The following is an 18,424-nucleotide window of genomic DNA, read 5'->3' on the forward strand; positions in this document are numbered from 1 at the left end:
CGGTGTCGGAGCGCAAACGAACGAATGTGATCAAAGCGTGTGTATTCCCCCTTGTTGCAAATAGTTCTCACGGCTGAACTAGAACATTCACATTTTCTCAACACGCCGCCTTTTGGGGTCGGAAATTAACGTGGAAGCCGTAGTGAATATAGCGATTTCCATTGATATGGCAACGTTTTCAGCGAATCTTTCGAAAATTTTTATCTTCACAAATCGAGGTCGAAAATGAACAAAAACGGTAAAAAAGAGCACATTTAGTATCAGACACGTTCAAAAAGGGTTCACAAAGTCACGCATAACCCGTACTATAAACAACGATTGGTAACGCGCCCGATCGGAATCGCACAGTTCCGGAACGACGCGCACCGACTGTAAGAAAACAACATTTGCACACTTGTGCAAGGAGTACAGGAGTACACATGACAAGTCCTGTTATTGGCACCCCTTGGAAGAAGCTCAACCGCCCGGTTTCCGAGGAAGCTATTGAAGGTATGGACAAGTATTGGCGCGCGTCCAACTACATGTCCATCGGCCAGATTTATCTGCGCAGCAACCCGCTGATGAAGGAACCCTTCACTCGTGACGATGTGAAGTACCGTCTTGTCGGCCACTGGGGCACCACGCCGGGCCTGAACTTCCTTCTGGCTCACATCAACCGTCTGATCGCTGACCACCAGCAGAACACCGTGTTCATCATGGGCCCGGGCCACGGCGGCCCGGCTGGTACGGCTCAGTCCTACCTGGACGGCACCTACACCGAGTACTACCCGAACATCACGAAGGACGAGGAAGGCCTGCAGAAGTTCTTCCGTCAGTTCTCCTACCCGGGTGGCATTCCTTCCCACTTCGCTCCGGAAACCCCGGGCTCCATCCACGAAGGTGGCGAGCTGGGTTACGCTCTGTCCCACGCTTACGGCGCTGTGATGAACAACCCGAGCCTGTTCGTGCCGTGCATCGTCGGCGACGGCGAAGCCGAGACCGGCCCGCTGGCTACCTCTTGGCAGTCCAACAAGCTCGTGAACCCGCGCACCGACGGCATCGTGCTGCCGATCCTGCACCTCAACGGCTACAAGATCGCCAACCCGACCATCCTCGCTCGCGTGTCCGACGAAGAGCTGCACGACTTCTTCCGCGGCCTGGGCTACCACCCGTACGAGTTCGTCGCTGGCTTCGATGACGAAGATCACCTGTCGATCCACCGTCGTTTCGCCGAGCTGTTCGAGACCGTCTTCGACGAGATCTGCGACATCAAGGCTGCCGCCAACACCGACGACACCACGCGTCCGTTCTACCCGATGATCATCTTCCGCACGCCGAAGGGCTGGACCTGCCCGAAGTTCATCGACGGCAAGAAGACCGAAGGCTCCTGGCGTGCACACCAGGTGCCGCTGGCTTCCGCCCGCGATACCGAGGACCACTTCAACGTCCTGAAGAACTGGATGGAATCCTACAAGCCGGAAGAGCTGTTCGACGCCAACGGTGCTGTGAAGGAAGACGTTACCGCCTTCATGCCGAAGGGCGAGCTCCGTATCGGCGCTAACCCGAACGCCAACGGTGGCGTGATCCGCCAGGAACTCGACCTGCCGAACCTCGACGACTACGAGGTCAAGGAAGTCAAGGAATACGGCCACGGCTGGGGCCAGCTTGAGGCTACCCGTCGTCTGGGCGTGTACACCCGCGACGTCATCAAGAACAACCCGGATTCGTTCCGTATCTTCGGACCTGACGAGACCGCTTCCAACCGTCTGCAGGCTTCCTACGAAGTCACCAACAAGCAGTGGGACAACGGCTACCTGTCTCGCGACCTCGTTGACGAGCACATGGCTGTCACCGGCCAGGTCACCGAGCAGCTGTCCGAGCACCAGTGCGAAGGCTTCCTCGAGGCCTACCTGCTGACCGGCCGTCACGGCATCTGGAGCTCCTACGAGTCCTTCGTGCACGTGATCGACTCCATGCTGAACCAGCACGCCAAGTGGCTGGAAGCAACGGTTCGCGAGATCCCGTGGCGCAAGCCGATCTCCTCCATGAACCTGCTGGTTTCCTCTCACGTGTGGCGTCAGGACCACAACGGCTTCTCTCACCAGGATCCGGGTGTCACCTCCGTCCTGCTGAACAAGACGTTCAACAACGATCACGTCGTGAACATCTACTTCGCCACCGATTCCAACGTTCTGTTGGCTATCGCTGAGAAGGCTTACAAGTCCACGAACGCCATCAACGCCATCATCGCCGGCAAGCAGCCTGCTGCTACCTGGACGACGCTGGACGAGGCTCGTGAGCTCGTTGCCAAGGGTGCCGGCGAATTCAAGTGGGCTTCCAACGTGGAATCCAACGACGAAGCCGACATCATCCTGGCTGCCGCTGGCGATGTCCCGACGCAGGAACTCATGGCTGCTGCTGATCGCCTGAACAAGCTCGGCGTGAAGTTCAAGGTCGTCAACGTGGTGGATCTGCTCAAGCTGCAGTCCGCCAAGGAGAACGACGAAGCCCTGTCCGACGAAGAGTTCTCCGAGCTCTTCTCCGAGGACAAGCCGGTTCTGTTCGCTTACCACTCCTACGCACACGACGTGCGCGGCCTGATCTTCGATCGCCCGAACCACGACAACTTCAACGTCGTTGGCTACAAGGAGCAGGGTTCCACCACCACGCCGTACGACATGGTGCGCGTGAACGACATCGATCGTTACGAACTGACCGCTACGGCTCTGCGTATGATCGACGCCGACAAGTACACGGACGAGATCGACAAGCTCGAGAAGTTCCGCAAGGAAGCTTACGAGTTCACCGTCGAGAACGGCTACGACATTCCGGATTACACCGACTGGGTGTGGCCGGGCGTCAAGACCGATCTGCCGGGTGCTGTCTCCGCTACCGCCGCAACCGCTGGCGATAACGAGTGAGCATAGGCCGCTAGGCTAGCTTCTCAAGGCTAAAAGGGGAGCGTGCATGGATTCCATGCACGCTCCTTTTTGTTTGTATATGTCGTTGGCTATGCCGGCATATGCCTCGCATCTCGCGGCTCGAGGAAGCCCCCCACATACGGCGAAGCTGACAGGTGCCTCAAGAAAAAGTGGCGCATATATCGGCCTTTTCTGAATGGAAACTGGGAGTTTCTTGAGATTTGAACTGTTAGCGCAAACTCAGGAAACTCTCAATTTTGGATAGGTATATTGATGCCATCAACTTCAAGGAGGTCTTATGACTGATACAACGAATACTGCTCCTCTGGCAGGCATCAAGGTAATCGATTGGACGCAGGTCCAGTCCGGTCCGTCCTGCACCCAGCTGCTGGCATGGTTGGGCGCCGACGTCATCAAGATTGAAAAGGTCAAGGGCGGCGATCCGACGCGTAACGAAATGAACGACGTGGACGGTTCCTACTCGCTCTACTTCCTGCAGCTCAACGCCAACAAGAAGTCGCTGACGCTGGATATGAAGACCGATGAAGGCAAGAAGATTCTTACCGACCTGCTCAAGGATGCTGATGTATTTGTAGAGAACATTGGCCCGGGCGACGTCGAGAAGCTTGGCTTTGGTTGGGAACAGGTGCACGAGATCAACCCGAAGTGCGTCATGGCCTCCCTGAAGGGCTTCAACAAGGGCAGCCGCTACGAGCACGTGAAGGCTTTCGAGCCTGTGGCACAGTCCGCCGGCGGCGCCGCTTCCGCAACCGGTTGGAACGAAGGCGACCACACGCAGCCGACGCAGTCCGCTGCCGCTCTGGGCGACTCCAACTCCGGCATGCACCTGACGATCGGCATTCTGGCTGCCCTGATGCAGCGCGAGAAGACCGGTGAAGGCACATACGTGTATCAGTCCATGCAGAACGCCGTGCTGAACCTGTGCCGCATCAAGCTGCGCGATCAGCTCATCCTCGACAACCTGCACGAGCTGTCCTACTACGCTTGCTACCCGAACTACAAGTTCGGCAAGGCCATCCCGCGCGGCGAGAACGCCGAAGGCGGCCTGGTGCTCGGCTGGTGCTACCGCGCCAAGGGCTGGGAGACCGATCCGAACGCTTACGTGTACATCGTCATCCAGCAGTCCGAGAAGGGCTTCGAGAACTTCTGCAAGGCTCTGGGCTTCGAAGACTGGCTGACCGACCCGAACTTCAACACGGCGAACGCCCGTGATGAGCACAAGGCCGAGGTCTACAAGCGCGTCGAAGAGTACACGATGCAGTACGACAAGGACACCCTGACCACCGTGCTCGGCGCCAAGGGCGTCCCGGTCGGCCCGGTGCTCGACTGGAACGAGATCGAGAACGATCCCGACCTCAACTCCGACGGCACGATCGTGTCCATCGACCAGGGCGATGCGCGCGGTTCCTTCAAGACCATCGGCGTTCCGTTCACGATCAGCGGCTTCACCCCGGATTACAAGGCCGCTCCGAAGCTGGGCGAGAACAACGAGGAGATCCTCAAGTCCTTGGGCTACACCGAGGACCAGATCTCGCAGCTGACCACCGAAGGCGTGATCGGCAGCAACGACGGCGTCAAGGCCGATCTGCTCGAGAAGTGAGTTACCTCCTGAGTGATTGAAAACGGGATGGGCTCGTATGAGTCCATCCCGTTTTTAGCATGCCGGGGCGCGCGTTTGTCTATGCATACATCTCGTAGCTGTACCCGGCTCGCCCCGGTACCGGCACATTACTGGTATTTGTCGGCCGTGTTCGCCGTGATCATCTGTTCCATCATCGAGGCGCCGCTTTTGAAATTGCTGGGCAGCACCACTGTGGAGGCATGGGAATTCTTCGCGAAATCCGTCATCATGTCGGCCCACTGGGTGAATGTGAACAGTTCATTCGCCTCCGCCGTGGTCACGCCCGATTCGCGGATAGTAGCCAGCGAATCCTTGATGCCCTCGGCAATGGCCTTGCGCTGCTCGGCGATACCGCGGCCCGCCTCTTTCATGGCGCCGGCCTTCGCCTCCGCTTCCGTGACCACGCGGATACGCTCGGCCTCGGCGCGCGACTTGGCGGCCACTTTCTCGCGTTCCGCCGCGTTGATCGCATTCATGGCGGATTCGACGTCGCGCGGCAGTTTGATCGACTGGATCAGCGTGCCCACAACTTCATACCCGTACTGGATCATATGCGCGAAGACCTGCGCACGCACGTTCTCGGCGATCGCGTCCTTCTCGTCGAACACGGAATCCAACGTGAACTGGGGAACCGTGGAACGCAACGCGTCCACGATATACGATTTCATCTGGTCCTCGGGACTCGACAGCGCATAATAACTGCGGTAGATGCCGCTGTCGACCACACGCTGGCTTTGGCGCGTGGACACGCAATATTGGACGGCGACGGTCATGTCGATCGTAACGTTGTCCTTCGTTTTTGCGGACAAGTCGAACTTGTCCTGTCTGGTACGCAACTCGACGCGCTTGGCGATCTTGTCGATCCCGGGAATGCGGCAATGGATGCCCGCGCCCACAATTCGATGGAACCGGCCGAACCGTTCAATAATGACGGCGGTCTGCTGCTGGACCACAAATATGCCCATGCACATCAGCACAATGGCGACCACCACGATAAACAATAGCAACGCGCCCATGCGCGCCTCCTTTCGTCAGTGACTGCTTACTGTAGCGAAACGGGGCGGGGTAGGGAAGGGCGGTTGCGCGAGATGGAATATTATTTACCGTAACGATGTACGGGAAGAGGCCGTTTCCTTGGCCATAAGCTCACGTTTCGCACGCAACATCGATTCGGGAACATACGGCTCGCGAATGATATGGGCGAGACCAAACGCGACGAGTGCGACGCCAAGGAAAATCCAGAACGCCACGGTAAACGTGCCTGTGGCCTGCTCCGTTTGGGCAATGACAAGCGGGCCGAGAATCGCGGCGGGAACCAGTTCGAGCACGGTAATGGCGTAATCCATCGCAAAATGGCGTTGACCGAAGAAAGTGCTGCTCATGCTCGCCGTGGCGCTCATGGAACCGCCGTACGACAAACCCAGCAGCATGAACCCGATCACGAGCATGGGGCGTTTGCTGTCCACTTGTGAATGGCGGTTATGTTCAGTTATGCGGTTCTGTGTGTTGAATTATGAAAACCATGCATGTTTGCATAGTTATGCAAGAGCCGGTTTCAACTCTTATGACCGCGCGACCGCCGCCTTGAGAAGATGGGCGCACTATATGGGCGCAATAAGGCGAATTCCACGTGCGAATCGCGGGATAACTGAAATCCACCGTAACATGAATACTTTTACTATAAGCGAACAGCCTTGAAATAGCGTTCCAACGCGGCCAGCGCCTCGCGCAATGTGGATTGGGGGCAGGCGATGTTCATGCGCAGGAACGCGTCGCTTGCGCCGCCATATTGGGCGCCGTTTGTGAGGAACAGCCCGGTTGTTGCGCGAAGGTCGTCTCCAAGGCTTTGTCCCGGTTCTAATTGCGGCATCATGTCCGCGCAGTCAAGCCATAGCACATAGGTGGCGTGCGAGGGGATAAGCCGGATAAGCGGCAAATGCTCGGCCAAAAACTCGCGCACAAGGGCCCTGTTGTCCGCGACATATTCGCGCATGGCGTCCAGCCAGTCGGCTCCTTCGCGGAACGCGGCCACGGTGGCCTGCACCGCGAACGCGTTCGGCTCGGATATGCCGTCTGTATGAAGCGCCTGGCGCACCTTGTGGCGCAGGAGCGGGTCGGGGACCACGGCGCACGCAGTCTGCAATCCGGCCATGTTGAACGCTTTGGTGGGGGCCACGCACATGATCGTGTTGCGGGTGAACTCCGGATCCACCGACAATAGTGGCACGTACTCGTATCCCGGATCGGTGATGTCGCAATGGATGCTGTCTTCCACAACCGTCACGCCGTATTGCAGGCACAGCTGGCCAATACGACGCAGCGTGTCCTCGTTCCAGATGGCGCCCACGGGATTGTGCGGATTGCACAGGAACATCATGGTGGTTTGCGGATCGGCGAGCTTGCGTTCCAGATCCTCGAAGTCGACGGAATACCGTCCCGTGGCGCGGTCGTAGACCAGCGGGTTCTCGACCATGTTGCGTCCGTTGTCGACGATGGAGTTGAAGAAGATGTTGTAGACGGGCGTTTGTACTACGACATTTTCCGCGGGCGTGGTGAGCTTGCGCACACAGCTTGACATGATCGGCATCACGCCGTTGGCAAAGGCGAGCCACTCCGGTTCCAGCGCAAGATGGTGGCGCGATCCCCACCAGTCCACATACGCGGCGTTCCATTCGTCGGGAATGATCGAGTATCCGTAGATTGCGTGGGCCGCGCGTTTTTCGATCGCCTGCGTGATCGCCGGCGCCGTACGGAAATCCATGTCCGCGACCCACAGCGGCAATTCGCCGTCCATCACGTCCCATTTCAGGGAGTTTGTGCCGCTTCTGTCCACGGGTTCGTCGAACCATGCGCGCTGTTCAGGAGTCATTGCGTCCGCCTTTCTGCCGGTCGGGGGAGTGCGGTGTCCGCAATCCCGTGTGCTGTACCGATATTCTCGCAGATTATGCGCGCGACAGACAGTTGTTTGCGGATATTTTGCATGATGGGCGTGGCCGGCGGCATGCAGCGCTCCCGAATATCAGACGCGGCCCTTCTTGTGAAGGACGGCGAACACGGCGGCGCCGACAATGCATACGGCGATCAATACGGTATACATGCCGCGGTAGCCGATCGCGGACACCACAGGGCCGAAAATGATCGGGCTGATACCGCAGGCGATGTCCGTCATCATATAGGACGTGCCGTTGGCCACGGTGAAGCGTTCCTTGGGCATATGCGCGGTGGCCATGGCCAGGCCCGTGGGCTGGATGGCGCCGATGCCGCAACCGATAAGCGCGGCCGCGATCAGCAAGGTTTCCGCGTTCGGGGCGATGCCCAACATGCCTACGCCCACGGCGAGCACCGCGAAGCCCGGCAGCATGAGCGGCGCGGGGCCGCGGTGGTCGAGCAACTTGGCGGTGAGCGGGCGCGTCACGAGCATCGCGAGCGCATACACCACGAAAAAGTACTGGCCGACGCTTGTCAAATGTAGTTGTACGGAGAACGGATCAAGGTATGAGCAGATGGCGCCATACGCCAGGTAGGAGATGAACACCACAAAACCGACGGGCAGCACCGAAAGCTCAAGCGACTTGTTGACCATACGGCGCATGGTGCCAGGTTCCTTGGCTGCGGGAGACTTGGTGGCCTGCGTCTCGCTGAAATCCACGGGTTGGGCATTCGCTTCCAATGCCATGTCGTCCATCATCATGTCGGCTTCGCGTTGCGCTTCGGGTTCCTCCTTGCCGATCAACAATGTGAAAATCAATCCGAACAGTCCGAGCGCCGACGCCACGAATACGGCGGCGAAACCGACATACGTGATGTTCTTCAACCCGAACTTGTCCACGGCCGGGCCGCCCAGAAACCGGGCGATAAGACAACCGATCGTGAAGACGCCCACCGCAACGCCGGCCACGGACACGCTGGCGTGGAAACGCGTCATGCAATAGGCGGCCATCACAATGTTGAGCAAATAGAAATTGGCGCGCAACATCAAACTGGACAGGAATCCCATATTGAAGGAGCGCGTGAAAATCGGTTGTTTTACGGAACGTGAGGATGAATGTTGTCGTGATTTGCTGGAAGACAACGATATGTCGGACATGAAAAAATGAAACTCGCTAAATACTGGTAATTATTCTTGAATAAATCTCTATACGTTTTTCTATATGCAGTTGTTGGGGCATCGCACCGGCACCTTTTCATGGGTTCCGATGCGGCCGAAGGCTGTTATATACCCGGTCCCGGATTTTCCAGACGGATCCGCCATATTGCGCCATTGCGCAGGGACGGGACTCTTTTCTGTAAGTGAAGGCGTTCCGGCGCTAGTAAGGTCACAATCAACCATCTGATACGCCAATACTTGCAATATAAAGGAGCCGGCATGGGTGAATGGAAGAGGACTGTCACCAAGCAGTCGCACGATGTTGACCGCGAACAGGACGTGAAAGTGTCCGACCGGAGCTTGAAATCGCATCATGGTGACGATTCGCCCAAGCCGTCGATCACCATCACGAAGAATGGTCCGTACATTGTGCGCGGCGAAGTGCGCATTGTGGAAGACGCGATCGTACCAAGCGACGACGGCACCCACATGCAGTACAACCGCATCCGCGAATTCACCACGCAGCCGGGCCGTCCCGTCGCATTGTGCCGTTGCGGAGGCTCGGCCAACCCGCCATTCTGCGACGGAACGCATGTGAAAATCGGATTCGACGGCACCGAAGTGGCCTCCCGCGAACCCTATGACGACCGTGCCCAGCTGTATGAAGGCCCCGTGGTTTCCATGGGTGACGACAACCGCTGCGCGTTCGCACGCATGTGCCACCAGAACGGTTCGGAAGCGTGGACGCTGACGGAAAACGCCACGGACGAGCGTGACGTGAGCGCCGCCATCGCGGGCGCGTGGAATTGCCCGACGGGACGCCTCGTGTCTTTCAACGACAAGGACGGTTCCCCGTACGAGCAGAACTTCCCGCCGACCATCGTGCTGCTGGAAGACGTGCAGGAAGGCTATTCCGCCCCCATTTTCGTGATGGGCCACATTACGCTTATCAGCGCGGATGGTACCGAATACGAAAACCGCAACCGTTATGCGCTCTGCCGCTGCGGCGCTTCCCAAAACCTGCCGTTCTGCGACGCCATGCACATCAACGTGCAATATCGCGACAATTCGCCGGCATGGGACGGCCAGCTGGGCGAGCTCGACCCCAACTTCAGCTACAAGCCGCGCCCGTAAGCTTTGCTGTTCCCGCATTATCAGCGACTGAACGGTTTTCCTTTTTCTTCTGCATTTTGAGACATGAACCTCGGCGTGTCTGTCTCAATTTGCAGAAGGGAATGCCGATTATGGCCGATGATGCTTAGAATCCCATTCCTCTTCTGCATTTTGCGACATGAACCTCGGCGTGTCTGTCTCAAAATGCAGAAGAACGATAGGAGAATAATAGCGTGGCAGATGTGTCCAATAATTGTTATTAGACATTGCGCGAATAATAGGGGCGCGGCACTCGAGCGTCCACCAATTTTTGAATAAAACGTTCCGGCTGGACGAGATCCTCAAAATAGCAGTGCACGATTGTACTAATGCCAATATCAAAAAGGGCACGGTCGCGTGACGCTTGCGCCGTAATACGTTCCTCAAAAGATTTCCGAGAACTCATATCGGGATCATGATACTTTTGCAATCCGTCAAACTCGATCACAATTCGCCGCCCATCAGCGCAAGATATAAGCGCGTCAACACGAATGACAGAACCGTGGCGGCGCGGATCAGCAAACTCCACTTGAATTTGCGGAATTTGAAATCCGCATTGGATGAGCACAGCCCGCATAAACGACTCACCGCCATTTTCACTACGTTGATCGGCGTACTCGAATGCTGTGAGTATTGCGTTGCAATCCATGCGCAGCTTACCGCATTCGTCGACAATCTCATCAATGGACAACCCATATGCAAGGGCGGAATCCGCAATAGCGAGGCGATGCGGGAAAAGGCTGACATTCATGGCGTCAATGATCGTGCGTACTGGAGAAGTGACGGGCATGCCTTGAACCACAGTAAACTCGTCATCCGGAATATATAAGTAGCGCAGCGGTTGGCGAGACCGTTGAACAAGCGGTGAATCCGATATATACCCGGATGTGGATGCGTGGTGAGATTGACGTGGCTTATAGCTGCGTGGGTGTCCTATACAATTCGCCCATGCGCTGCGAACGGTGATGGCGGACTCGTGCATGTATCGCGAATGCTCGAATCCATACGCTTCCAAAGCGGACATACCCGCGAAAATCCATTTTGGATGGCGTAACGTCAATGCCCGCATGATATGCATATGGCGCTCGCAGAGCGATAATTGTTGCCAGTAATCATAGGGAGCATACAGATTAAGGTACGGTTTTGCCAATATCCCCGAGGCGACAAGTCGGTGGAATTGCTGGCGCTGGGTGCCGTTGGTCGCATAGGCGCAGCGTTGCTCCTCGATCGCTTTGGCTATGACGGCGGTGAGCGCGCCCCAGGTTCTTCCGGCATCGGTAGTCATAAAAACACCGTAAGCGGGGCGCCGACATGTGTGCATCTTATGAGTGGCGGTGTGGTCTATTGGCCATTTTGGACGATGCATTGTGGAAACTTTATGCCGGTTTTCGGATCAGTTTTCTCTTTCGCCGTTCTTTTCTGCAAATTGAGACAGACACGCCGGAGATTGTGTCTCAAAATGCAGAAGAAGATGTGAGGAGGAAAGATAACGGCATAGTAGGTGGCGTCCAGAGAACGATCATCGTATGCATTTTGTGCATATAGTCCCATGCAATAAAACTATTTGTTTTATATTGAGTTTTTTCCCACAATACAAATACTGACAGTCATATCCTGCGATTGTGGAAAGGAACATCGTTCAATGCAGCTGGAACTTACTCCCGCTTGGGACAAGGTATTTGACCGCAACGAGAACGTCGACCATGACAAGATCACGTTCCATAACCGCTACGGTATAGAACTCGCGGCGGATGTATACAAGCCGAAAAACGCCACGGAACCGCTGGCGGCCATTGCCGTAAGCGGGCCGTTCGGCGCCGTCAAGGAACAGTCCAGCGGCCTGTACGCCCAAGAACTGGCGTCGCGCGGCTTCCTGACCATCGCCTTCGACCCGTCGTTTACGGGAGAATCGGGCGGTGCGCCGCGTTACATGGCTTCCCCGGACATCAACACGGAAGATTTCCTGGCGGCCGTGGACTACTTGAGCAACCGCGAGGACGTGGATCCCGATCGTGTCGGCATTCTCGGCATCTGCGGTTTCGGCGGCATGGCTGTCAACGCCGCGGCACTGGACCCGCGCATCAAGGCGACCGTGGCCTCCACCATGTACGACATGAGCCGCGTCAACGCCAACGGCTATTTCGACGGCGAGAACAGCGAAGTGCAGCGTATGGAAAAGCGCCGTGCCATGGCCCGGGAACGCACCGCCGAATACGCGGACCGCAATTACCAGCGCGCCGGCGGCGTGGTGGATCCCGTTCCGGACGACGCCCCGCTGTTCGTGCAGCAGTATCACGACTATTACAAGACCCCGCGCGGGTACCATCCGCGTTCCCTGAACTCCACGGACGGCTGGACGGCCATCGGCTGCCAAAGCTTCTTGAACCAGCAGCTGCTGGCGTATGCGGATGAAATTGAGAACGCCGTGCTGCTCGTTCACGGCAGCGAGGCCCATTCGCGCTACTTCAGCGAGGACACGTACAAGCGACTTAAGGGCGACAACAAGGAATTGATGATCATTCCGGGCGCCGTTCACGTGGACCTGTACGACAATTACGACTACATTCCGTTCGACAAGATCGAATCGTTCTACACCCAGTACTTGGGCAAGTAACCGTATCCATATCTTATTCAATCCATATTTTCTAAGGAGCCCGCAATGACGGTGACACAAACCGCCGGACGCGACCAGCTGGGCGATTTCGCCCCTGATTTCGCCCATTTCAACGACGACGTGTTGTTCGGGGAAAATTGGAACATTCCCGGCATCGACCTCAAGACGCGCTGCCTGATCACCGTGGTCACGCTCATGAGCCAAGGCATTACCGACACGTCGCTGGTCTACCATCTGCAGAACGCCAAGGACCATGGCGTGACGCGCGAGGAAATCGTCGCCACGATCACGCATGTGGCGTTCTATGCGGGTTGGCCGAAGGCATGGGCCGTATTCCGCATGGCCAAGGACGTGTGGAACGAGCCCGCGGATCCGGCGGCCGACGCCAAAGCGCAGTTCGAATCCAGCATGATTTTCCCGATCGGGGAGCCGAACGACGCGTTCGCGCAATATTTCATCGGCCAAAGCTATCTGGCGCCCGTAAGCACTGAACAGGTCAACATGTTCAATGTGTCGTTCGAGCCGGGATGCCGCAACAATTGGCATATCCACCATGCCGACCAGGGCGGCGGCCAAATTCTCATCGGTGTGGCCGGACGCGGATTCGTGCAGATCGAAGGACGGGATCCTATTGAAATCCTGCCGGGCGCGTGCGTGAACATTCCCGCCAACGCCAAGCATTGGCATGGCGCCGCTCCCGACAGCTGGTTTGCTCATCTCGCCGTGGAAGTCCCCGGAACGAACAGGAGCAACGAATGGCTCGAGCCTGTGGAAGACGCCGAATACATCGCGGCTACCTCCCGCTAAACGCAGCGGCGGCAGGTGCGCAGTGATCCGTTCTGCATACTGTTAACAGCCTTTCGGAACAATCTTTTGCGCGCCTAAAGCGGCGCCGAAGAACATGATCTGGGCGGCCAGCACGGGCAGCAGGAACGCCAGCGTACCGATGTGGCCCGTGCATGCGCCAATCACGACAATGGCGATTTGCGGCGTGGCGACGACAAGTGCGTCGCCACGCCTTTTCCATATCGCATAGGCGACAAAGCCTACGAACAGCACCACATAGATTGGCGTATGCATCCACAAGGAAAGCCATGATTCGACATTCTGCGCGGCATGGGAGATTCCCTCGGTCATGGGTACGGACACCGGATGCTGCCCGGCGGAACCAACAGGGAATCCGAAACGTGTCGAGGTGCTGGTGCCCACTATCAGCACGATGCCGGCCACCACGGTTCCAAGCGCGAGCCAGGAACATACGCGTCCCTCCCGATTGGCGTGCGCCCACGTATGGTAGCGTTTTTGCGCCAACGTATATCCCAATGCGGCCGCCCAAGTGGCCGCGGCAATCCACCATCCATACGCGTCAAGCCATACGATCAATATGGACGAGCCAAACAGCTGCAACCATGTGCGCACGTTTTGCGCGGCGCCATATACGATGAACGCGCACGAGGAAGTGGCCACGCAAATCATCATCGCGAACAGCGGGTAGCGGATATCCGCGGCCGTGAGCATGCCCCATACGGGAAACAGGCCAAAGAATGCCAATGATCCCCAGATTAGCCAATTGGGACCGCGCAACCGGACAATCGTACGTACGGCCAACGAATGGGAAACAACACACACGAACAGTTCGAATGCGAGCAGCACCCAATACCAGGGCGAACGCAACGGTACGGGAACGGAATGGGCCAATCCGAATGTGATCGAAGAACGCAACAACGCCACCACATACGGCACCCAGCATGCGGACAGCACAAGGGCGGGCGTCAAGACGGGGTGGCGGTCGAAAAATCCGCCGGGCGCCACGCTGCGCACAATCCAAGGCCTGATAGCAGTCGCATCATTCGTCGTCATGGTTCCACCATACAAAACCGCCCCCGGCGCGTTCGCTGGAGGCGGTTTTATATAGGTCCGGGTCAGCCCGGAATAAATTTAGGCGAGTACGGATGAATCCGCGCTAGGCCCCGATCATGGGCACATAGGTCGCGATACAGGCGATCGCGAACAGCACCATGAGGATCACAAACACGATATTGGCGGTACGCGGCTTCATATGCATGAAAATGCGGCAGATGACCGGATAGAACAGCCATACGTAAATCACGGCGAGCAGTCCGATGAAGAAGTCGTTGACCACCCAGCCCTGGTTGAAGATGTTGCCGGGCAGCACCGAATTGTCCCAGTACGGGTATTGGCCGTGCTCATTGGGCTGGTTGATGATCAGGCCGATCACCGTTTCCAACACGGCGGCCAGCACGAAGCAGATGACAAAAGTTTCCAGCAACGCGCCCCAAATGGTTTTGCGGCGGCGCACGATGCCTTCCTTGATCGGCTCAATGACCAGTGTCATGACTACTGCGCCGATGCCGTACACCCAGTACGGCACATACCACGGGTCATGCCATACGGCGTAGGAGTCGGCGACAATGCCGAAATGATGGTTCATGAGCAGACAGTAGGGCAGTTCGCACCAGTGGCCCACAATGCTGAACAGCGCCAGGCACAGGATCAGTGTGCGCCAAAAGAACCAGGTGCGCGGTTTGAAATATCCGAGTTCCTCATTGCGTATCGTATTGTTGCTGTTTTTCGCCATGGTGCGCCGTCCTTCTATAGGTCTTGTTGCAGTGTAACGCCACCGCGGCCCCGCGCAAACGGCTGTTATCTCATGGCCGACTGGCGGCGCGTGAGACATTTCGCCACACACCTCATCTCCTATGCCATACTCAAGGCACCGCGCGCCACAACGGTTCGCATACTCGTTCGGGCCGGACACTGAGGCGCGCAAGAGCAAGGAAAATCAAGAGAAATCAAGGAAAACCAACAAAAATAGCAGAGGAGGGGAAATGCGACTCGAGAATCGATCGGTTGGCGAAACTTTGGTGCGGTTCATACGTCGATGCGCCGCCATGGTGGCGCTGCTCACGTTTGCGCTCGCCGGCGTGGCCGCAACGGGCTTGGCCGCGGGTTCGGCATACGCCACGGAAGACACGTCTTCTCAAGATTCCGTAACGGTGACCGATAGTGCGGGCAATGTGCTGGGCGCCACGGAAAACAACAATGTGGCCGCTGACATGGAAGTGAAGCACGACCTATATTGGGTGGGGCAGAATACCACCGTCGAGCGGATCCGCGTAGGCGGCGACATTATCATGGCCGGCCAGCAGGTGGACGTCAACAACGCGTATGTGGGCGGCAGCATCCGTGTGGCCGCGCAAAACATTGCGGTCCATGACACGACCGTGAACAACAACCTGACCTTGGCGGCGCAAACCATCACCTGCGAGGACATCAGCGTGGATGGAGCCCTGTATGCGGTCGCCCAAACCGTCAGCATTGTCAATGGAACCTATCATGGCGTGGGTGTCGCCGGCGACTCCGTGACGATCAACGGTACCGTGAACGGTGACGTTTCCGTCGACGCGAACAAGGTGGTGGTCGGCCCGGACGCCAAGATCACGGGCACGTTGGCCGTGAAATCGTCCAACGAACCTTCGGTGGACGCGTCAGCGCAAATCGGCACGCTCGACTTCCAGCGTGAAGAGAAAGAGACGGGCAAGCCCGTGCTCGCGACCGTCATTTCCGCAGTCGCAGGTATTGCGGGCACCATCGTGTTCGCCCTGGCGCTGACTTGGCTGTTGCGTCGCGCCACGGAGAGCGCCGTAACCATGACGCGCACGCATGCGGGACGCATTTTCGGTACGGGCGCCATCGCGTTGATCGCGCTGCCGCTGTTGTGCATACTGCTGATCTGCCTGACCGTCACCTTGCCGATCGCGATGGCCATTATTTTCGGCGCGGTCATGCTCGGTTTCGCCGCGGTACCGTTCGCGGCCGCCGTGTTCGCGCGCATACTGTTCCCGAATATGAACCGCTTCGCATCCGCCGCAATTGGCGCGCTGGTGCTCGGCGTGGCGATGATCGTGCCGATTCTGGGTGCGGTTGTCGGCCTTGCCGCGTTCCTGTTCATCTTGGGATACGTGGTGCAAGCCATATGGGCTGCGCTGCGCAACCACAAGCGCGACGCCATTGCGACAACCCCGACAGCGCCGGCAACCCCGGTATCTTCGGATCCAACCGGTCCCAACGGGATGGCCTACCAGCAGGCTCCGGCCGGAGCGACATACGGGTATGGAGCTCCTTATGACGGACCTTCCCAGCAAGACGCACACCGTGATCCCAATGCGTAAGTTGCGTGCAAATACAATAAATAAACACATAAATAAATAAGAGGGAGGCCCCGCATTGCGGGGCCTCCCTTGTTGTTGCCGGTTGCCGCTATATGCCAGTAGTGCTTACAGCACGTTGACGCTCATGCGGTGCAGGAATGCCGCCATGTCCTGACGGACCACGGAGCTGCCTCCACGGAACGTGCGCGTACCGTCCTTTTCTATCCAACCCGTCGTGACTCCCGTGCGCGAGAGCCATTCGATGTCCTCTGCGTGCGGCGTCTTGTTGTCGCCATCCATCGTCACGTCGGTGAACTCCAGCGCGGTGCCAAGCGTCGGCGTCGCCTTCTGGTAGTCGGCCAAGCGGTGCAGGAACGCGGACATGTCCTGTCGTACCACGTTGGCGCCCGGACGGAACTCCTTGCGGATCACGTTGCCGTCGGCATCCTTGATGTCCCATCCCGTGGTGATACCCGTGGACGCGAGCCACAGGATCTCCTTGGAATGCGACGTCTTGCCCTTGACCACATCCGAGAACGGGTTGGCCGCCGACGCCTCGTCAAAGGCGGGGCTGCCGGCCAGGCGGTACAGGAACGCCGCCATGTCCTGGCGGATCACCGTACGTAGGCCACCGAAGGAGCCATCCGGGAAACCGGTGGTGATACCCGTGACGCCCAACCACTCTACATCGTCCTCATGGTCGCGGTTGTTCGTGTACTTGACGTCCCAGAAGTGGTACATCGTCTGGGCCGGCGCGTACTTCTGCGAGTGGTAACGCTCCCACACCACCTTCTTGGCGGCCGGGTCAGTCACGGTAATCACGGTGCCGTGGCGCGGACCGTCACCGTTGGCGTTGTTGTTCTGCGCCACCGTATAGTTGCGGATCGAGCCGTTGGCGTTCTTGCCGATGGCCTGGACGCGCTTGACGCCGCTGAAGTTGGTCATCGTGGTGCCGATCTGCACGTGCGTACCAGTACGCTGGTAGGGTTTGCGGACATGGTCGTCCGGAGTCCACGTGGCCAGTTCGTCGGTGAAGTAGTAGTAGCGGCCGTTGAACTTCGTCATGGACGGAGCCTCATAGCCCGTCAACACATTGGCGTTGACCGTCTTCCAGCTGGACTTGTTGCCCACATTGCTGAGGTTCTTGTCCGTGGAATAGATTTCGTTGGTCACGCCCTTGCGCTTGATGGACAGGTAGGCAAGGTCACCTTCGAAATACCATGAGCCGTCAATACGGTTGTTGTGCGTATCGTTGTAGCTGTCGATCGGCAGGTTGATCAGCGTCGCCGCCGAATGCCGTTCGGTAACCTGATTTTCCATCGGGTTCTTGGCCGGATCCTTGGTCGTGGACAGTTCGTCGAAGGTCACGAGATACGGGTACATCGTGTCCTTTTCAGACTGTCCGTGGAACGAGCCGTACCGTCCCATCGACACCACAACGGCGATTTTGCCGTTCGGCATGACGGCCCAGTCGGCCGCCACCGCGTCGAAACGTGTCTTGTCGTTGTTGTCGGCCTTCAGGTTCGGTACATCCACCTTGATCTGCTTCTGGTCGGCCCAGTTGACGAGATCCTTCGAGAACGAGACGACAAGCCCCAACTTGCCATCGTCGCCGCCATTGGATTCGTTGGCCAGCATCCAGAAGTAGCCGTTGTGGTAAATGATGCTCGGGCAGCTGAACGGCCACAACTTCCCCGTGCGCTTCCAGGAAGCGCCGGGAACAGCGACGGGGTTTTCAGCGGAACCGGAACCCTTCGCCCACTGCTTGCTCGCGTCGTTCGGATTTTCGTCCACGAACGCTTCGCTGATGCGCTGGAAATTCACGCCGTCATAGGAAGCGAAGAACGTGTCCGTCGC

At 57.8% G+C, this 18,424-nt stretch carries 14 protein-coding genes; 6 read left to right on the forward strand and 8 right to left on the reverse strand.

Features of this window, described 5'->3' with window-relative positions; genetic code table 11:
• Window positions 1–419: 419 nt before the first annotated feature.
• Together BMAGN_RS01750 and frc are read left to right on the forward strand one after the other, a co-directional pair.
• A complete protein-coding gene (locus BMAGN_RS01750) occupies window positions 420–2,900 on the forward strand; it encodes a phosphoketolase (RefSeq protein WP_034250240.1) in 2,481 nt (826 codons plus the stop codon).
• 298 nt (window positions 2,901–3,198) lie between these two features.
• The gene (frc, locus tag BMAGN_RS01755) at window positions 3,199–4,521 is read left to right on the forward strand and encodes a formyl-CoA transferase (RefSeq protein WP_022859708.1); all 1,323 of its coding nucleotides are present in this window, start codon (window positions 3,199–3,201) and stop codon (window positions 4,519–4,521) included.
• A gap of 128 nt (window positions 4,522–4,649) precedes the next feature.
• On the opposite strand, the gene BMAGN_RS01760 is transcribed toward frc, so the two are convergent.
• The 4 genes from BMAGN_RS01760 to BMAGN_RS01775 all read right to left on the reverse strand — a co-directional run bounded on the left by BMAGN_RS01760 (window position 4,650) and on the right by BMAGN_RS01775 (window position 8,539).
• Window positions 4,650–5,558 carry an SPFH domain-containing protein gene (locus BMAGN_RS01760; protein ID WP_022859709.1) on the reverse strand — a complete coding sequence of 303 codons (909 nt, stop codon included), beginning with the start codon at window positions 5,556–5,558 and terminating at the stop codon, window positions 4,650–4,652.
• An 84-nt stretch (window positions 5,559–5,642) separates the two neighbouring features.
• Window positions 5,643–6,008 carry an MFS transporter gene (locus BMAGN_RS01765; RefSeq protein WP_022859710.1) on the reverse strand — a complete coding sequence of 122 codons (366 nt, stop codon included), beginning with the start codon at window positions 6,006–6,008 and terminating at the stop codon, window positions 5,643–5,645.
• A 212-nt stretch (window positions 6,009–6,220) separates the two neighbouring features.
• Complete coding sequence (locus BMAGN_RS01770; RefSeq protein ID WP_022859711.1) at window positions 6,221–7,411, reverse strand: MalY/PatB family protein; 1,191 nt, start codon at window positions 7,409–7,411, stop codon at window positions 6,221–6,223.
• 150 nt (window positions 7,412–7,561) lie between these two features.
• Complete coding sequence (locus BMAGN_RS01775; protein ID WP_033510623.1) at window positions 7,562–8,539, reverse strand: MFS transporter; 978 nt, start codon at window positions 8,537–8,539, stop codon at window positions 7,562–7,564.
• Between the two features lie 369 nt (window positions 8,540–8,908).
• Here BMAGN_RS01775 and BMAGN_RS01780 point away from each other — a divergent pair, with 369 nt between their 5' ends.
• Complete coding sequence (locus tag BMAGN_RS01780) at window positions 8,909–9,763, forward strand: CDGSH iron-sulfur domain-containing protein (protein ID WP_022859714.1); 855 nt, start codon at window positions 8,909–8,911, stop codon at window positions 9,761–9,763.
• Window positions 9,764–10,001: 238 nt separating this feature from the next.
• Here the strand turns inward: BMAGN_RS01780 and BMAGN_RS01785 are convergent, their stop codons facing one another.
• A complete protein-coding gene (locus BMAGN_RS01785; RefSeq protein ID WP_022859715.1) occupies window positions 10,002–11,066 on the reverse strand; it encodes a hypothetical protein in 1,065 nt (354 codons plus the stop codon).
• Window positions 11,067–11,423: 357 nt separating this feature from the next.
• Between BMAGN_RS01785 and BMAGN_RS01795 the strand changes: the two genes are divergently transcribed.
• Both BMAGN_RS01795 and BMAGN_RS01800 read left to right on the forward strand, forming a co-directional pair.
• On the forward strand, window positions 11,424–12,395 hold the full coding sequence (locus tag BMAGN_RS01795; protein WP_022859716.1) for an alpha/beta hydrolase: 972 nt from the start codon (window positions 11,424–11,426) through the stop codon (window positions 12,393–12,395).
• Window positions 12,396–12,440: 45 nt separating this feature from the next.
• Entirely contained in the window at window positions 12,441–13,202 is a 762-nt protein-coding gene (locus BMAGN_RS01800) for a carboxymuconolactone decarboxylase family protein (protein ID WP_022859717.1), read from the forward strand.
• 42 nt (window positions 13,203–13,244) lie between these two features.
• Here the strand turns inward: BMAGN_RS01800 and BMAGN_RS01805 are convergent, their stop codons facing one another.
• Window positions 13,245–14,255 carry a hypothetical protein gene (locus BMAGN_RS01805; protein ID WP_022859718.1) on the reverse strand — a complete coding sequence of 337 codons (1,011 nt, stop codon included), beginning with the start codon at window positions 14,253–14,255 and terminating at the stop codon, window positions 13,245–13,247.
• 103 nt (window positions 14,256–14,358) lie between these two features.
• Window positions 14,359–14,994 (reverse strand): putative ABC transporter permease, encoded by a 636-nt coding sequence (locus BMAGN_RS01810; RefSeq protein ID WP_022859719.1) that lies wholly within the window; start codon window positions 14,992–14,994, stop codon window positions 14,359–14,361.
• Window positions 14,995–15,244: 250 nt separating this feature from the next.
• Here BMAGN_RS01810 and BMAGN_RS01815 point away from each other — a divergent pair, with 250 nt between their 5' ends.
• Window positions 15,245–16,588, forward strand: a complete 1,344-nt coding sequence (locus BMAGN_RS01815; protein WP_152593255.1) for a polymer-forming cytoskeletal protein — start codon at window positions 15,245–15,247, stop codon at window positions 16,586–16,588.
• A 105-nt stretch (window positions 16,589–16,693) separates the two neighbouring features.
• Here the strand turns inward: BMAGN_RS01815 and BMAGN_RS07820 are convergent, their stop codons facing one another.
• Window positions 16,694–18,391, reverse strand: coding sequence for a glycoside hydrolase family protein (locus BMAGN_RS07820; RefSeq protein ID WP_022859721.1), 1,698 nt, complete (start codon window positions 18,389–18,391; stop codon window positions 16,694–16,696).
• Between the last annotated feature and the right edge of the window lie 33 nt (window positions 18,392–18,424).

It is taken from the genome of Bifidobacterium magnum, assembly GCF_000741255.1.
Classification (GTDB): Bacteria; Actinomycetota; Actinomycetes; order Actinomycetales; family Bifidobacteriaceae; genus Bifidobacterium; species Bifidobacterium magnum.

What these genes read in the sequence shown, in the direction of transcription:
- BMAGN_RS01750 (WP_034250240.1), top strand. Translation starts at nt 420, where the DNA reads ATGACAAGTCCTGTTATTGGCACCCCTTGGAAGAAGCTCAACCGCCCG.
- BMAGN_RS01815 (WP_152593255.1), top strand. Translation starts at nt 15,245, where the DNA reads ATGCGACTCGAGAATCGATCGGTTGGCGAAACTTTGGTGCGGTTCATA.
- BMAGN_RS01810 (WP_022859719.1), bottom strand. Translation starts at nt 14,994, where the DNA reads ATGGCGAAAAACAGCAACAATACGATACGCAATGAGGAACTCGGATAT.
- BMAGN_RS01795 (WP_022859716.1), top strand. Translation starts at nt 11,424, where the DNA reads ATGCAGCTGGAACTTACTCCCGCTTGGGACAAGGTATTTGACCGCAAC.
- BMAGN_RS01780 (WP_022859714.1), top strand. Translation starts at nt 8,909, where the DNA reads ATGGGTGAATGGAAGAGGACTGTCACCAAGCAGTCGCACGATGTTGAC.
- BMAGN_RS01775 (WP_033510623.1), bottom strand. Translation starts at nt 8,539, where the DNA reads ATGGGATTCCTGTCCAGTTTGATGTTGCGCGCCAATTTCTATTTGCTC.
- BMAGN_RS01805 (WP_022859718.1), bottom strand. Translation starts at nt 14,255, where the DNA reads ATGACGACGAATGATGCGACTGCTATCAGGCCTTGGATTGTGCGCAGC.
- BMAGN_RS01785 (WP_022859715.1), bottom strand. Translation starts at nt 11,066, where the DNA reads ATGACTACCGATGCCGGAAGAACCTGGGGCGCGCTCACCGCCGTCATA.
- BMAGN_RS01800 (WP_022859717.1), top strand. Translation starts at nt 12,441, where the DNA reads ATGACGGTGACACAAACCGCCGGACGCGACCAGCTGGGCGATTTCGCC.
- BMAGN_RS01770 (WP_022859711.1), bottom strand. Translation starts at nt 7,411, where the DNA reads ATGACTCCTGAACAGCGCGCATGGTTCGACGAACCCGTGGACAGAAGC.
- frc (WP_022859708.1), top strand. Translation starts at nt 3,199, where the DNA reads ATGACTGATACAACGAATACTGCTCCTCTGGCAGGCATCAAGGTAATC.
- BMAGN_RS01760 (WP_022859709.1), bottom strand. Translation starts at nt 5,558, where the DNA reads ATGGGCGCGTTGCTATTGTTTATCGTGGTGGTCGCCATTGTGCTGATG.